This is a genomic window from Rugamonas sp., assembly GCF_025354735.1.
GTDB lineage: Bacteria > Pseudomonadota > Gammaproteobacteria > Burkholderiales > Burkholderiaceae_D > Rugamonas.
This window is the reverse complement of sequence record NZ_JANXMI010000119.1, coordinates 1-14,751: the sequence shown is the minus strand read 5'-3', so window position 1 is coordinate 14,751 and position 14,751 is coordinate 1. Positions and strand designations below refer to the sequence as shown.

Below are 14,751 nucleotides of genomic sequence, written 5' to 3'. Positions count from 1 at the left end.
TCGCCCGCCATCGGCTTGGCCATGAAGGTGGCGTACATATCGTGCTTGAGCGCCGCCTCGCGCAAGGTGCGCTTGAAGAAGAACACCTTGTCGGCCAGGCCGAGCGGATCGCCGTGCAGGAAGTTGATTTCCATTTGCCCGGCGCCGATTTCGTGGATCAGGGTGTCGACGTCGAGGTTCATCAATTCGCAGTAGTCGTAAATGTCCTCGAACAGCGGATCGAATTTGTTGACGGCGTCGATGCTGTAGACCTGGCGGCTGGTTTCGGCGCGGCCGCTGCGGCCGATGGGCGCCTTCAGCGGCAGGTCGGGATCGATGTTCTTGTCGGTCAGGTAAAACTCCAGCTCCGGCGCCACCACCGGCTTCCAGCCCTTGTCGGCATACAGCTTGAGCACGCGCCGCAGCACCGTGCGCGGCGCGAAGTCGACCAGCGCGCCGTCGGAAAAATAGCAGTCGTGTATCACTTGCGCGGTCGGGTCGCAGGCCCACGGCACCATCGTGATCGTGCTCGGATCGGCGCGCAATATCATGTCGCGGTCGATGGAGGAGATGGCGCGGTCGTAGGCCGCGTCGTCGGTCGGGTAATTGCCGGTGACGGTCATGCCCAGCACCGCTTCCGGCAGGCGCATGCCGCGCTCCTGCGTGAACTTCCCGCGCGGGAGGATCTTCCCGCGCGCCACGCCGGTCAGGTCGGGCACCAGGCACTCGATTTCGGTGACCCGCTTTTCGTTGAGCCACAACTCCATATCGGTGTAGGAAAAATGTTCACGTATGGCCATGAGACGCTCTCGCTAGTCATGATCTGGCGCCGGCCGCCGCGGCTTGTCGCTCGCAGCTGATGGCGCTCTGTGATCGATAAAACAATTTATCACATTTCGTCATGGCCCTGCTTGAACGAAGCATGAGGCGCGCTAAGATGGTCTTCGACCGGCGGCGCAGAGTGGTGGCTCGGCACGAACCGCGTGCGCCCAATGGAGGAGTTCATCATGTCTGACAACGCAGGCAATACCGAAATGACCTGGCCGCTGACCGGCGCGCCGCTCAACCCGCGCAGTATCGGCGCACTGACGCCGCTCGACGTGCTGTCCGGCCAGGACCAGCCCGCGATATACACCGCCATGATGGGCGCGGAAACCATGCTGGTCTACGTATCCTATGTGGACCGGCAGCGGCAAGCGGCGCGCCTGATCGCGGTGCCTGTCAGCCCGCAGCAACTCGATCAGCTGAAGGCGGGCGCCATCACGCTGTTGCAGGCGCTGGACCAGCCGCGCGTGCTGGCGATCGACCGCGGCTTCGACGGCGTGGTCACGGCGGCGGTGTCGCTCAGCGGCGGCATCGCGGCGGTGCCGGACGTGGACAAGCCCGCGCCGTCGGCCGTGCTGCACCCGCACTTGACGCCACGCACGTCAGGCTAAACCCGGTGTGGCGTCTTCCCCGGCGCGGGCCGCGGCCAGCAGCTGTTTGATCTCGGGCACGCAGGAGCCGCAATTGCCGCCGGCCTTCAGGCAGGCCGTCACCTGCGGCACGGTGCTCAGATGCTGGCTGCGGATCGCGGCGCGGATGGTATCGCGGCCGACGCCGAAGCAGGAACAGACGGTGGGCCCGGCGTCGGCGCTCTTCTCCACCGGCCGCCCGAGCAGCAGGCCGGCGCGGTCGCCGTCGCCGATGCGCGGCTGCGCGAACAGGCCGGCCAGCCACGCGCGCGACGGCAGGTCCTGGCGCGGCGACAGGAACAGGCATTGCTCGATGCGGTCGTCGACCAGATGCACGGCGCGATACACGCCGGCGCTGCGGTCCTCGTACTCCAGCCAGTCCGCGTCGGCGTCGACATCAACACCGGCGACGCCCAGCCGCCGCCGCGCCCACGCTCCGAAATCGGCGATGGCATCGCGGCCGGCCAGTTCGTAGCGGGCGAACCCGCCGCCCTGGATGCGGGTCCAGTGCGCGACGCCGTCCAGCGCCAGTTCGGCGCGGCTCAGAATGAAGCCATGCCACGCCACGTGGAACTGCTCGATGCGCACCGGCGTGTGCTTGAATTCCGGCTCGCCGGACACCGGGTCCACCACCGGATTGACCAGCGCGCCGACACGCGCATCGGAGGCCGTCCGCCCGCTCCAGTGGATGGGCACGAACACGTCGCCGCGCGCGATGCCGCCGCCGTGCTGCACCCGCGCCACCATCGCGCCCCAACGCGTGCTGATGCGCGCCAGCTGGCCCGCGCGCACGCCGTGCAGCAGCGCGTCCTGCGGGTGCATGTCGATGAAGGCTTCGGCGGCGTGGTCGGCCAGCCTGGGCGAGCGGCCGGTGCGCGTCATCGTGTGCCACTGGTCGCGCACGCGGCCGGTGTTGAGCGCCAAGGGATAGTCGGCGCTGACGGCGTTGGCCGGCGCGCGCGGCGGCGTCGGCACGAAACGCGCCCTGCCGTCGGCGTGCGCGTAACGGCCGTCGGCGAACAGCCGCTCGCTGATGTTCAGGCGGCCGTCGGCCGCGCGGGTCACCGGCCACTGGACCGGTTGCAAATCGTCGTATGCGGCGCGGCTCAAGCCGGACAGGCCGCTCATGTCGAAGCCGCGCGGCGTGTCCAAGGCGGTGTTGCGGTGGCCGCTCAGGCGCGCGTGCTCGTCGAAGACCTGATCGGCGCCGTCGAAATCGAAACCGCCGTACCCCATGCGCTGCGCGAAGCGGCACAGTATCCGCCAGTCCGGCAGCGCCTCGCCGGGCGCGGGCAGGAAGGCCCGCTGGCGCGACACGCGGCGTTCCGAATTGGTGACGGTGCCGTCCTTCTCGCCCCAGCCCAGCGCCGGCAGCAGCACGTGGGCGTAGTCGTTGGTGTCGGTGTGTCGCACGATGTCGGTGCTGACCACCAGTTCGCATTGTTGCAGCGCGCGCCGGACCTGGTCGGCGTCCGGCAGGCTGACCACCGGATTGGTGGCGATGATCCACACCGCCTTGACGGTGCCCGCCTCGATCGCGTGGAACAGGTCGACCGCCTTCAGGCCCGGCTGGTCCGCCATGCGCGGCGCGTCCCAGAACGTTTGCACCAGTTCGCGATGGTCGGCGCGCTCGAGCTCCATGTGCGCGGCCAGCATGTTGGCCAGGCCGCCGGCTTCGCGCCCGCCCATCGCATTGGGCTGGCCGGTGATCGAGAACGGCCCCATGCCCGGCTTGCCGATACGCCCGCCGATCAAATGGCAGTTGATGATGCTGTTGACTTTATCGGTGCCGGCCGAGGACTGGTTCACGCCCTGCGAAAAGGCCGTGACGACCTTGGCGTTGGCCGCGTAGGCTTCGTAAAACTCCATCAGCGCCGCCACTTCGATGCGGCAGATCGCAGCCACCGCCGCCGGGTCGGCGCAGTCGGCGTGCGCCACGTCCAGCGCCGCTGCCAGCCCGTTGGTGTGGCGGCCGATGAAGTCCGGATCGACCGCGCCGATACGCGCCAGATAACTGAGCAAGCCATTGAACAGCCAGACGTCGGTGCCCGGCTTGATCGGCAGGTGCAGGTCGGCCTGTTCGCAGGTGGCGGTGCGGCGCGGGTCGATGACGACCAGCTTCAGCGCGGGCCGCGCTTCCTTGGCGCGCATGATGCGCTGGAACAGGATGGGGTGGCACCACGCCATGTTGGAGCCGACCAGCACCAGCATGTCGGCCAGTTCGAGGTCGTCGTAGCAAAGCGGCACCAGGTCTTCGCCGAAGGCGCGCTTGTGGCCCGCCACGGCGGACGACATGCACAGGCGCGAGTTTGTGTCGATGTTGGCGCTGCCGACGTTGCCCTTCATCAGCTTGTTGGCGATGTAGTAGTCCTCGGTCAGCAGCTGGCCCGAGACGTACAGCGCCACCGCGTCCGGCCCGTGTTCGGCGATGATGGCGCGCCAGCGGTCGGCGATCTTGTCGAGCGCCGCGTCCCACGATACGCGCTCCATGCCCCGCTCCGTGCGCAGTTGCGGATACAGCAGGCGGCCGTCCAGCGCCACCGTCTCGCCCAGCGCGTGGCCTTTCACGCACAGGCGCCCCTGATTGGCGGGATGGTCGGCGTCGCCGGCGATATCGATCGCGCCGTCGTCCTTGGGCGTGGCCTTGACGCCGCAACCGACGCCGCAATAGGGACAGGTGGTGCGCACGGACAGGTGGGATTGCGACAGATTCACGATGGTGTCCCGGTCAGGCCGCTTGCGCGCACAGCGCCTGGCCGAATAAAAGATGATGGCGGATCGCGCCGATGTCAGTGCGGTTTTGCAGCAGGTCGAAATACCACGGGCCGTCGCTCACATCGCCGTACAGGACGGCACCGGCGAGGCGGTTGTCCTGTATCACCAGCCGCTTGTAGACGCCGCGCCGGGCGTCGCGCAGCACCAGCTCTTCGCTGCCCTCGCCGCCGATGAAATCGCCGACCGAGTACAGGTCGACGCCGGTGACCTTGAGCCGCGTCGGCGCGGCCTGCTGCACGTAGCGCCGGTGGCCGGCGCCGGCCAGATGCGCGCCGCAGACGCGCGCCTGCTCCCAGATCGGCGCCACCAGGCCGAACGTGGCGCGGCGGTGCTGCACGCATTCGCCGACGGCGTAGATGCGCGGATCGTAGGTTTGCAGCGTGTCGTCGACGACGATGGCGCGTTCGCAGTGCAGGCCGGCGCTTCGCGCCAGCGCGATGTTGGGCCGCACGCCGGCCGTCATCACCACCAGGTCGGCCGGAATCTCGCCGCCGTCCTTGAAGCGCACCGCCGTCACGCGGTCGGCGCCGGCGATTTCCGCCGTCTGCGCGTCGAGCAGGAATTTCAAACCCTTCAACTCCAGCGCCTTTTGCAACAGCATGGCCGCCGGCCGGTCGAGCTGCTGGTTCATCAGCGTGGCCGACGCATGCACGACGGTGACGTCCATCCCCTGCCGCAGCAGGCCGTTGGCCGCTTCCAGCCCAAGCAGGCCGCCGCCTATCACCACGGCGTGGCGGTGATTGCGTGAGGACTCAAGCATCCGCTCGACGTCGTGGATGTCGCGGAAGGCGATCACGCCGGGCAGCTGGTGGCCGGGCACCGGAATGATGAAGGGTGTGGAGCCGGTGGCGATCAGCAGCCGGTCGTAATGGACTTCCACTCCCGCGCGCGAACGCACGATGCGGCGGCGGCGGTCGATGTGCGCGACCGGGTCGCCCGCGTGCAGCGCGATGCCGTTCTGCGCGTACCACTCGCGCGGGTGCAGCATGATGTCGGCGATGGTCTTGTCGCCCGCCAGCACGGGCGACAGCAGGATGCGGTTGTAATTGCCGTGCGGTTCGGCGCCGAACACGGTGATGTCGTACAGCTCCGGCGCGAGCTTGAGCAGTTCTTCCACCGTGCGCATGCCGGCCATGCCGTTGCCGACGACTACCAGCGCCTGCCGCGCCGCCGTCATAGCGCGACCCAGACCTTGTCGCCGTCGATGCGCGCCGGGTAGGCGACGACGGAATGCTCGGGCGCCTCCAGGCATTCGCCGGTCTGCAAATCGAAGTGCTGCTTGTAGATCGGCGAGGCGACGACGATGCGCTCGCCGAGGCTGCCGACCAGGCCGCGCGACAGCACCGACGCCTGCGAATTGGGATCGTAGTTATCGATGGCGAACACGCGCGGCGCATCATCGCCGATGCGGAACACGGCGACCTGGCGACCGTCGAGCAGCGCGCAGACGCCGGTGTCGGGCACGATGTCGTCGAGCGCGCAGACGGCGTTCCAGTGGGCGTTTTGTATTTCGCGGTGCATGCGCGGCTCCTGTTGATGTTCTAGACGACGACGGTGGCGACGGCGATGGGGATGACGCGCCGGCGTTCATCGAAGGTGGCCGGCCGGATCTGGCCGCGCTCCTCCATGAACACTACGTTGCTGTCGCCCTGGTCGCTGTTGACGAAGTGGCTGAAGCGCTTGCGCGTCTCGGGATTCTCGACGGCGGCCTTCCATTCGCAGACGTAGGTGTCGACCACGTGCCGCATTTCCGCTTCCAGTTCGGCGCCGATGCCCAGCTTGTCGTCGACCACCACCTGCTTGAGGTAGGCGAGGCCGCCTTCGAGGTTGTCGCGCCAGACGCTGGTGCGCTGCAAGCGGTCGGCGGTGCGGGTGTAGAACATCAGGAAGCGGTCGATGTAGCGCACCAGCGTTTCCTTGTCGAGGTCCGACGCCAGCAGCTCGGCGTGGCGTGGCTTCATGCCGCCGTTGCCGCAGACGTAGAGGTTCCAGCCCTTTTCGGTGGCGATGATGCCGACGTCCTTGCTCTGCGCCTCGGCGCATTCGCGGGTGCAGCCGGAAACGCCGAACTTGATCTTGTGCGGCGTACGCAGACCCTTGTAGCGGTTCTCCATTTCGATCGCCAGGCCCATGCTGTCGGCGACGCCGAAGCGGCACCAGGTCGAGCCGACGCAGGACTTCACTGTGCGCAGCGATTTGCCGTAGGCGTGGCCGGACTCGAAACCGGCGGCGATCAGTTCTTCCCAGATCAGCGGCAGCTGCTCGACGCGCGCGCCGAACAGGTCGACGCGCTGGCCGCCGGTGATCTTGGTGTACAGGCCGTACTTCTTGGCGACGGTGCCGACCGCGATCAAGCCATCGGCCGTCACTTCGCCGCCGGCCATGCGCGGCACCACCGAATACGTGCCGTCCTTTTGTATATTGCCGAGGAAGTAGTCGTTGGTGTCTTGCAGGCTGGCGTGTTCTTTTTTCAGCACGAAGTCGTTCCAGCACGAGGCCAGGATATTGGCGGCGACCGGCTTGCAGACTTCGCAGCCGAGACCCGTGCCGTGCTGCGCCAGCAGCGCGCCGAAGCTTGCGATTTTGCCGACGCGGACCAGGTGGTACAGCTCCTGGCGCGTGTGGGCGAAGTGTTCGCAGACGTGGTTGTTGACGTCCATGCCCAGCTTTTTCATTTCCGACTTCATGATCTGCGTGACCAGCGGCACGCAGCCGCCGCACGCGGTGCCGGCCTTGGTGCAGCTTTTCAGCGCGCCGATGGAAGTCGCGCCGGCGGCCACCGCCTCGCACAACGCGCCCTTCGAGACGTCGTTGCAGGAGCAGATTTGCGCGCCGGGCGGCAGCGCGTCGACGCCGAGCGCGGGCCGCGCCTGGCCGTCGGACTGCGGCAGGATCAGGAACTCGGGCGCCTCGGGCAGCTCGATCCGGTTCAACATCATTTGCAGCAGCGTGCCGTATTCGCTGGCGTCGCCCACCATCACGCCGCCGAGCAGATATTTGCCGCAGTCGGAGACGACGATTTTTTTGTAGATCTGTTTGCGCTCGTCGGTGAACTGGTAGCTGCGGCTGCCGGCGACGGTGCCGTGCGGGTCGCCGATGCTGGCGACGTCGACGCCCATCAATTTTAATTTGGTGCTCATGTCGGCACCGGCGAATTCGGCCTGCTCGCCCAGCAGGTGTCTGGCGGCGACGCGCGCCATGTCGTAGCCCGGCGCGACGAGGCCGAAGATCTGGCCTTGCCACAGCGCGCATTCGCCGATGGCGTAGACGTCGGGGTCGGAGCTCTGGCACTGACTGTTGATGGCGATGCCGCCGCGCGGGCCCACTTCCAGGCCGCATTCGCGCGCCAGGTAATCGCGCGGGCGGATGCCGGCCGAGAAGACGATCATGTCGGTGTCGAGATGCGTGCCGTCGGCGAACTGCATGCGCTGGCGGCCCTCGGCGCCGTCGGGCGCGTCGACGATGGCGAGCGTGTTCTGCGCCGTGTGGACGGTGACGCCGAGGTCTTCGATTTTCCGGCGCAGCACGCGGGCGCCGGCGTCGTCGACCTGCACCGCCATCAGGCGCGGCGAAAATTCGACGACGTGGGTGTCGAGCTGCATGTCGCGCAGCGCCTTGGCGCATTCGAGGCCGAGCAGGCCGCCGCCTATCACCACGCCGGTCCTGGAGCGCCGGCCGCATTCGAGCATGCGTTCGAGGTCGTCGATGGTGCGGTAGACGAAACAGTCCTTGCGGTCCTTGCCCGGCAGCTGCGGCACGAAGGGATAGGAACCGGTCGCCATCACTAATTTATCGTAGCTGAACACTTCACCGCTGACCACCGTCACCGTTTTTAAGGCGCGGTCGATGGCGATGGCGCGCGTGTTCAGCTTGAGCACGCGGTTGCCCTGTTCGAAGAAACCGGCCGGCACCAGCGACAGCTGTTCGGCCGTGGTCCCGGAAAAAAATCCGGACAGGTGCACGCGGTCGTAGGCCGGCCGCGCTTCTTCGCACAGCACGGTCACGCGCAGGTCGCCGCGCTCGCCCAGGCTTTCCAGGAATTTTTGGCCGACCATGCCGTGGCCGATGACGATGATGTTCATGATGACGTCCTCTTTTTATGCGGCGGCCAGCGCCGTCTCGTTCACGGTGCTGCTGCTGAAGCGCACGGCGATCGCGCACAATGCCGATGCCGCGACCATCAAGCCCAATACGCTCAAGGTCTGCTGCGTGTTGCCCAGTCCTTTCATCAGGAAGCCGGCGGCCACCGCGCCCGCGTTGCCGCCGGCGCCGATGATGCCGGCCACGCCGCCGAGGGCGCGGTTGTCGATGAAGGGCACCAGCGCGTAGGTGGCGCCGCAAGCCATGTGGGTGAACAGGCCGAAGCCCAGCATGGCGACGACGGCGAAGATGGCGGCGTCGACGTGCGAGAACAGCAGCAGGCCGACGCCCTCGCCTATCATCAGCACGAACAGCAGCGTGACGCGGCTATTGAGGTTGCCGCGCGCGGCCGCCTTGTCGGACAGCCAGCCGCCGAGGGCGCGGGCGAACAGCGCCAGCAAGCCGAAGCTGCCGGCCGCCATGCCGGCCGATTGCAGCGAGAAGCCGAAGTGTTCGACGTAGTAGATCGCGGCGATGTTGTGGATGAAGATCTCGATGCCGAAGCAGGCGCCGTAGGTGACGAACAGCAGCCAGACGCGGTAGTTGGCGGCGGCCAGCTTGAAACTGTCCCAGCCCCCTTTCTTGCCGCCCTCGATGACGATGCCGGCGGCGCGCAGTTCGCTGAAATTCCCCTGCGGGCAGTCCTGCGTGTAGCGCCAGTACAGCGCGGCCATCGCGATCATCAGCACGCCGGGCACCAGCAGCGCGGCGCGCCAGCCGAGGGCGTTGTCGACGCCGAGCATGACCATGGCGGCCATCAGCAGCGGCATCAGTGCCTGCGCGGCGCCGCCGCCGGCGTTGCCCCAGCCGGCGGCGGCCGCGTTGGCGGTGCCGACCACCTTGGGCGCGAACCTCACCGACGTGTGGTACTGCGTGATGACGAAGCTGGCGCCGGCCGCGCCTATCCCGAGGCGGAAGAACAAAAAGCTTTCGTAGCTGTGCGCGAAGGCGACGCCGATGACGGGGATGGCGCCCACCAGCAGCAGGCCGGTGTAGGTCTTGCGCGGGCCGAAGGTGTCGCACAGCGGGCCGACCAGCAGCCGCACCAGGATCGTGATGGCGACGGCGGCGATGTTGATGTTGGCGATCTGCCCCACGCTCAGATGGAATTCGCCTTTGATGACCGGCATCAGCGGCGCGCACGCGAACCAGGCGAAGAAGCAGACGAAGAAGGCCATCCAGGTCAGGTGGAAGGCGCGCATCTGCGGCGTCGATATCGAAAAGAGCTTGATGCTGTCAGCTTTGCTGGCCATGTTTTTCCCCATTCAGAAACGAAAAAGCGTCCGCGCAGCGCGGTTCGAAAACCTCGCTGGGCGGACGCCGTTGTCCTGTGCCGGTCCGTCGTTGGACCCGCACATTGTGGGGGGATCGCCATTGATCCCTTGCTGTTTCTATTGCAAGACTTGTGCCAGTGCCATCGCCGGCGCGTCGCAGAGGGCCAGCCCGCGCCCGGCGCCTTCCGGTGGACGGGGCCGAAGCGGCGCGTGCGATGTTGCGGTGCACGCTTGCACGCTGACGGTGCGTCGCACCGTGCACCGCGATGCCATCCCGCCCGCCCGGCCTAAGGACGGTGGCGGATCGGGAACGCGGCCGCGTAGGCTTGCGGGTCGCGGCCGTCCCAGACCACGCCGTCCATCAGCGTCGACGTGCGCAGCATGCCGGCCGGGACGTCGGTGCCGCTCATCTCGGCCGCCTGCCGGTACAGGCCGACCTGATTGACCTTGCTGGCCACGGCCAGGTAATCGGGATCGTGCTTGAGCAGGCCCCAGCGGCGCTGCTGCGTCATGAACCACATCGCGTCCGACAGATAGGGGAAGTTGACGGCGCCGCCGTCGTAGAATTTCAGGCAGTGGGCGTCGTCCCACTCCCGGCCCAGGCCGTCCTGGTAGTGGCGCAGCGTGCGCGGCGCGATCACTTCCTTGCCGGTGTTGAGGTAGGGCGGCGCGGCGATGATTTCGGCCGTGGCCAGTTTATTGGCGGTCGAGGCGGCGATCCAGCGGCTGGCGTCGAGCACGGCGGCGACCAGCGCGCGGCAGGTGTTCGGATGGTGGCGCACGAAATCGGCCGAGGCGCCCAGCACTTTTTCCGGATGGTCGGGCCAGATCTGCTGGGTGGTGGCGGCGGTGACGCCGACGCCGTCGGCCACGGCGCGGTGGCCCCACGGCTCGCCGACGCAGAAACCATCCATCTGGCCGGCGCTCATGCTGGCCACCATCTGCGACGGCGGCACCGTGATGACGCTGACGTCGCGCAGCGGATCGACGCCGTGCGCGGCCAGCCAGTAGTACAACCACATGGCGTGGGTGCCGGTGGGGAAGGTCTGGGCGAAGGTGTAGCCGCGCGGCTCGGCCCGCATCAGCGCGGCCAGCGTGGCGCCGTCGGTGGCGCCGCGCCCCGCCAGCTGGGTCGACAGCGTGATCGCCTGGCCGTTCTGGTTCAGGCCCATCAGCACCGCCATGTCCTTTTGCTGGCCGCCCACGCCCAGCTGGGCGCCGTAGATCAAGCCATACAGCGCGTGGGCCGCATCGAGTTCGCCGCTGACGAGCTTGTCGCGCACGCCGGCCCACGACGCCTCGCGCCGCAGCACGATCTTGATGCCGTGCCGCTCGTCGAAGCCGAGCAGCGACGCCAGCACCACCGAGGCGCAATCGGTGAGCGGATTGAAGCCGATGCGGACGCTGTCCTTTTCCGGCCGCGCGCCGGTGGCCACGGTCGCGCTCACGCCGGCACCTGGCGTGGGCGGCGCGGCGCTTGCGGCGTCGCGGGAATTGTAAAATCATGCACCATGTCTGTGCCTCGCACTATTCCGGGGGAGCTTTTCAGCCCAACAGGTCTTCCACGTCCAGCAGGCGCTGGGCGATGTCGGACAACTTCATATTCTTGTTCATGGCCATGCTGCGCAGCTTTTGATACGCCACCTCCTCCGTCATGTGATGGCGCGCCATCAGCACGCCCTTGGCGCGTTCGACCACCTTGCGCTCGGCCAGTTTGAGTTTGGTGTCGGACAGCTCGCTGCGCAGCTTCTGCTCCTGCCTGAAGCGCGCCAGCGCCACGTTGAGCACCGGCTTGATGCGGTCGGCGTGCAGGCCGGCCACGATATAGGCCGACACGCCGGCCGCCATCGCCGCCTCCATGCGGCCGGTGTCCTCGCTCTCGGTGAACATGACGATGGGGCGGCGCTCGTCGCGGGTGGCGATGACGATGTGTTCGAGCACGTCGCGGGCGTCCGACTCGGCGTCGATGATAATCATGTCCGGCTGCAGCAGCGCGATCTGCGCCGGCAAGTGCATGTCGGCCGGCAGCGAGGCGACGATGTCGTAGCCCGCTTCGACCAGGCCCAGATGCAGCGCGTGGGCGCGTCCGGCCTGCGCGCGCAGCGCGGCGTCGTCCTCGTCGGCGGCGCCGATGACGGTGCGGACGACGATGATGCGCAGCGCGCGCAGGGCGGAGTGGGACGGGGCCGTCATGGCTGATCGAGGTATTTCATATCCTAGTATAAGCAAGAATCAAACCAAGCAATCCACGGTCCGCCGCCGCATGCGACAGCGCGTTGGCGCTATTGTTAATATGCGCGTAAGCTGTCAACTGAAATGTCAACCGAAGAGAGGATCATCGTGGGAAAGCTCATGCCCAATGCGCCGGTCTATTATGCATTGGCTCAATGTCAGTTCAATCCGGTCGCGCTGATGGCGAAATATGCCGATGACATTCAGGACATTTTGCGGCGCCGCGGCTATACGCTGTTCGAACCGCTGCAAATCACACAGCTGCAATTTGTCAACGCTGCCGGACAGAGCGCAGCCCGGCCTGAGCTGGCGCAGTCGACAAGCTGGCTTTTGACCCGCGCCGACCGTAGCGCCGGCTTTATCCTGGGAACCTCGGGACTGACGTTTCATACCACGCATTATCAGACCAGCGCCGAATTCCTTCCCGAACTATTGCAGGGCTTGCGGGTGGTGCACGACGTGGTACAACTGGAGTATCTCAGCAGGGTGGGTGTGCGCTATCTGGATGCCGTATTGCCGCTGCCACAAGAAACCATCGAGGAATATCTGGCCGAGGGCCTGCGCGGCGTGACACTGCCGGTGCAGCAGCGTTACGCGCTCAATGAGACCGTCTACGATACGCCGGGCGCGCCACCGCTAAGGTCCGGCACGCTGGTGGCGCGGGTCCATCGCATGCACGGCTTGCTGGGCTATCCACCGGACATGGTGCCGAACGGCCTGGCCATCAAGCCGCGCTTTCAAACCGGCCACGCCGTCCAGCACGCGGTGATCGATACCGATCATTTTGTTGAAGGCCAAATACCGCTTGATTTCGAGCTCATCAAAAACCAGCTGCAATCCTTGCACGACGGCGTGAGACAGGTGTTCGATGCCACGACGAGCGAACATGCCAGGTCGATGTGGATGCGGACCACCGTGGGAGTTTAAATGCATCATCTTTCCAGTCCGGCCGAGCGCCAACCCCACCCGGTCATGAAACGCCTGATATATAGCACTGGCAGCAGCTACGATGTGCGGCGCGCCGACGTATGGATGCCATATCTGCAAGGACGGGTTGAATTTACCGTCACGCATGCGATGCCGGTCCAAGCGCGGGCCGATGTGCGCACGCCTGCGGAACACCTGGCTAACATTCGCGCGGTTCTCCAGCCTGCGATTGCCGATCTGGCGGAACTGTTTGATGTGTCACGTCAGGCCATCTATAAATGGCTGGCCGCCGACACCAGGCCGGATGCCGACAAAATGCCGCGGCTCACCGAACTGAGCCGGATCGCCGACGCCTTCCGCCACGCCGGCATAGCGCGCGCCGGCGCACTGCTGAAGATGCGGGCGCTACATGGAAAATCGCTGTTCGACCTGCTCAAATCGAATACCGACAGCAGCGCGGCGGTCGCGCAACTGATTGCGGAAGCGACGACGATGGAGCAGGCCTACCGCGATTCCGGGCTGGCGCTATCGTCCGCAACACCAAGCGGCGACTGGCAGTCCTCGGTTTCGATTCCCGGCTCCGTTGAGGAATAAGGCATGCCGCTGCGCGACTCCGGCTGGCGCCAAGGTAACATCCTGACAGACGAGGACGCGCTTGCCCTCGGCCTTTACGCTGTCACCGGAGCGCACAAAAAACTGATCGTCATCTCCCATGATTGCGACCTCGCACATCAAGACGAGGAACAGCTTGAGCTGATCGCCGCCGACATCGTCGCGCGGGCCGATCCCATGTTCGCCAAGGCGCGCCATCCACGCCGCCTGCATCTGACGCTGACCAATCAGAGCTGCATCGAACTGCGCCACTCCGAACGCATGGCGGTACCGCGACTCCGTTTCGACAATCTGCAACAACCGGATATGAACCACGTCATTTCCGAAGATGAAAAGCGCGTGCTCAAACAGTGGCTGGCCGCGCGTTACGGACGGCCGGCGTTTCCCAATGCGCTGGAGCAGCGGCTACGCATCAAGCACGGCAAGCGCGATGTGATCGGGCATATCGAAACCATCGTCAAGACCAGCAGCGACAAGCTGGTCGGACTCTTCTTCGATCTGGGTAAGGAGCGCGGCATGGAACTGCCCGACGACGCGCCTTACTTTCTGTCGATATCGGTGGTGTACGATGCTATCGATGGCGGCCCGGTGGCGCGTGGCGCGGCTGAACGGACCGCGACGGATTTGAGTCGTTTATTTCACGCGGCCTATGGCGCGCCGGACGTCGCCACGCAGATCGCGCTGGACCGCTGCACGGCCGTCGCGGACACACAATTTACCTTGTCCGATTTACGCCGGGTCGACCAATGGCGGCTTGAACACATCAGCTTGCGGGAAGACCCGCCGGGCGACTTTCTTGCCGCCGGGGCCACGCCGGTGTGAGCGCCGCGGCATCCATCCAGCAAGCCCAGCCGATGGACGCCGCCGGCGCCGCCGACGGTCAGCCCTGCTCGTCGGCGTACTGACCCAGGCGCGCGGCCGTGCGCGGCGCCAGCTCGTGGGCGGCGCCGACGGTCATGCCGAGGTCGTGCAGGCGGCCGTCCTTCAGGCCGTAGACCCAGCCGTGCACGGTGACGTTCTGGCCGCGGTCCCACGCATCCTGCAAGATCGTGGTCTGGCAGACGTTGCCGACCTGCTCGACCACGTTGAGCTCGCACAAGCGCTCGGCGCGCTTGTTGCTGGTCAGGACGTCGCCCAGATAGCGCTCGTGCTTCTGGTGCACATCCTGCACATGGCGCAGCCAGTTGTCGGCCAGGCCGATGCGGGTGCCCGTCATGGCCGCGTGCACGCCCTTGCAGCCGTAGTGGCCGACGATGATGACGTGCTTGACCTTGAGCACGTCGACGGCGAATTGCAGCACCGACAGGCAATTCAAGTCCGAGTGCACCACCACGTTGGCGATGTTGCGGTGGACGAAG

General features: G+C 66.4%; 12 protein-coding genes and 1 pseudogene. 4 read left to right on the top strand and 9 right to left on the bottom strand.

Annotated features, from left to right (window positions below):
- Positions 1-779, bottom strand: a pseudogene (locus tag Q0S71_RS10060) (glutamine synthetase); the annotation flags it as partial.
- Between the two features lie 207 nt (positions 780-986).
- On the opposite strand from Q0S71_RS10060, the gene Q0S71_RS10055 reads away from it, so the two are divergent.
- On the top strand, positions 987-1,415 hold the full coding sequence (locus tag Q0S71_RS10055) for a hypothetical protein (RefSeq protein ID WP_295994418.1): 429 nt from the start codon (positions 987-989) through the stop codon (positions 1,413-1,415).
- On the opposite strand, the gene Q0S71_RS10050 is transcribed toward Q0S71_RS10055, so the two are convergent.
- The 7 genes from Q0S71_RS10050 to Q0S71_RS10020 all read right to left on the bottom strand — a co-directional run bounded on the left by Q0S71_RS10050 (position 1,407) and on the right by Q0S71_RS10020 (position 11,815).
- On the bottom strand, positions 1,407-4,148 hold the full coding sequence (locus Q0S71_RS10050; RefSeq protein ID WP_295994416.1) for a nitrate reductase: 2,742 nt from the start codon (positions 4,146-4,148) through the stop codon (positions 1,407-1,409). The genes Q0S71_RS10055 and Q0S71_RS10050 overlap by 9 nt on opposite strands.
- Before the next feature lie 13 nt (positions 4,149-4,161).
- A complete protein-coding gene (locus tag Q0S71_RS10045) occupies positions 4,162-5,385 on the bottom strand; it encodes an FAD-dependent oxidoreductase (protein WP_295994414.1) in 1,224 nt (407 codons plus the stop codon).
- Positions 5,382-5,729 carry a nitrite reductase small subunit NirD gene (nirD, locus tag Q0S71_RS10040; protein WP_295994413.1) on the bottom strand — a complete coding sequence of 116 codons (348 nt, stop codon included), beginning with the start codon at positions 5,727-5,729 and terminating at the stop codon, positions 5,382-5,384. The genes Q0S71_RS10045 and nirD overlap by 4 nt, the downstream gene beginning before the upstream one ends.
- Before the next feature lie 20 nt (positions 5,730-5,749).
- Positions 5,750-8,290, bottom strand: a complete 2,541-nt coding sequence (gene nirB, locus Q0S71_RS10035; protein ID WP_295994411.1) for a nitrite reductase large subunit NirB — start codon at positions 8,288-8,290, stop codon at positions 5,750-5,752.
- A gap of 15 nt (positions 8,291-8,305) precedes the next feature.
- A complete protein-coding gene (locus Q0S71_RS10030; RefSeq protein ID WP_295994409.1) occupies positions 8,306-9,601 on the bottom strand; it encodes an MFS transporter in 1,296 nt (431 codons plus the stop codon).
- Positions 9,602-9,909: 308 nt separating this feature from the next.
- Entirely contained in the window at positions 9,910-11,070 is a 1,161-nt protein-coding gene (locus tag Q0S71_RS10025; protein WP_295994407.1) for a CmpA/NrtA family ABC transporter substrate-binding protein, read from the bottom strand.
- A 97-nt stretch (positions 11,071-11,167) separates the two neighbouring features.
- Entirely contained in the window at positions 11,168-11,815 is a 648-nt protein-coding gene (locus tag Q0S71_RS10020) for an ANTAR domain-containing response regulator (protein WP_295994405.1), read from the bottom strand.
- A 159-nt stretch (positions 11,816-11,974) separates the two neighbouring features.
- On the opposite strand from Q0S71_RS10020, the gene Q0S71_RS10015 reads away from it, so the two are divergent.
- From Q0S71_RS10015 to Q0S71_RS10005, 3 genes are read left to right on the top strand one after another with little or no spacing between them, the layout of a single operon-like run.
- The gene (locus Q0S71_RS10015) at positions 11,975-12,781 is read left to right on the top strand and encodes a TIGR04255 family protein (protein WP_295994403.1); all 807 of its coding nucleotides are present in this window, start codon (positions 11,975-11,977) and stop codon (positions 12,779-12,781) included.
- Positions 12,782-13,375 (top strand): helix-turn-helix transcriptional regulator, encoded by a 594-nt coding sequence (locus Q0S71_RS10010; protein ID WP_295994400.1) that lies wholly within the window; start codon positions 12,782-12,784, stop codon positions 13,373-13,375. It begins immediately after the preceding gene.
- A gap of 3 nt (positions 13,376-13,378) precedes the next feature.
- Positions 13,379-14,215, top strand: a complete 837-nt coding sequence (locus tag Q0S71_RS10005; protein WP_295994398.1) for a hypothetical protein — start codon at positions 13,379-13,381, stop codon at positions 14,213-14,215.
- 58 nt (positions 14,216-14,273) lie between these two features.
- Here the strand turns inward: Q0S71_RS10005 and Q0S71_RS10000 are convergent.
- The coding region (locus tag Q0S71_RS10000; protein ID WP_295994397.1) for a carbonic anhydrase at positions 14,274-14,751 on the bottom strand (478 nt) is incomplete at its 5' end.

Excerpts from the sequence above, each read along its gene's own strand:
- Q0S71_RS10055 (WP_295994418.1), top strand. The coding sequence starts at position 987 with ATGTCTGACAACGCAGGCAATACCGAAATGACCTGGCCGCTGACCGGC.
- Q0S71_RS10045 (WP_295994414.1), bottom strand. The coding sequence starts at position 5,385 with ATGACGGCGGCGCGGCAGGCGCTGGTAGTCGTCGGCAACGGCATGGCC.
- nirD (WP_295994413.1), bottom strand. The coding sequence starts at position 5,729 with ATGCACCGCGAAATACAAAACGCCCACTGGAACGCCGTCTGCGCGCTC.
- nirB (WP_295994411.1), bottom strand. The coding sequence starts at position 8,290 with ATGAACATCATCGTCATCGGCCACGGCATGGTCGGCCAAAAATTCCTG.
- Q0S71_RS10030 (WP_295994409.1), bottom strand. The coding sequence starts at position 9,601 with ATGGCCAGCAAAGCTGACAGCATCAAGCTCTTTTCGATATCGACGCCG.
- Q0S71_RS10020 (WP_295994405.1), bottom strand. The coding sequence starts at position 11,815 with ATGACGGCCCCGTCCCACTCCGCCCTGCGCGCGCTGCGCATCATCGTC.
- Q0S71_RS10015 (WP_295994403.1), top strand. The coding sequence starts at position 11,975 with ATGCCCAATGCGCCGGTCTATTATGCATTGGCTCAATGTCAGTTCAAT.
- Q0S71_RS10010 (WP_295994400.1), top strand. The coding sequence starts at position 12,782 with ATGCATCATCTTTCCAGTCCGGCCGAGCGCCAACCCCACCCGGTCATG.
- Q0S71_RS10005 (WP_295994398.1), top strand. The coding sequence starts at position 13,379 with ATGCCGCTGCGCGACTCCGGCTGGCGCCAAGGTAACATCCTGACAGAC.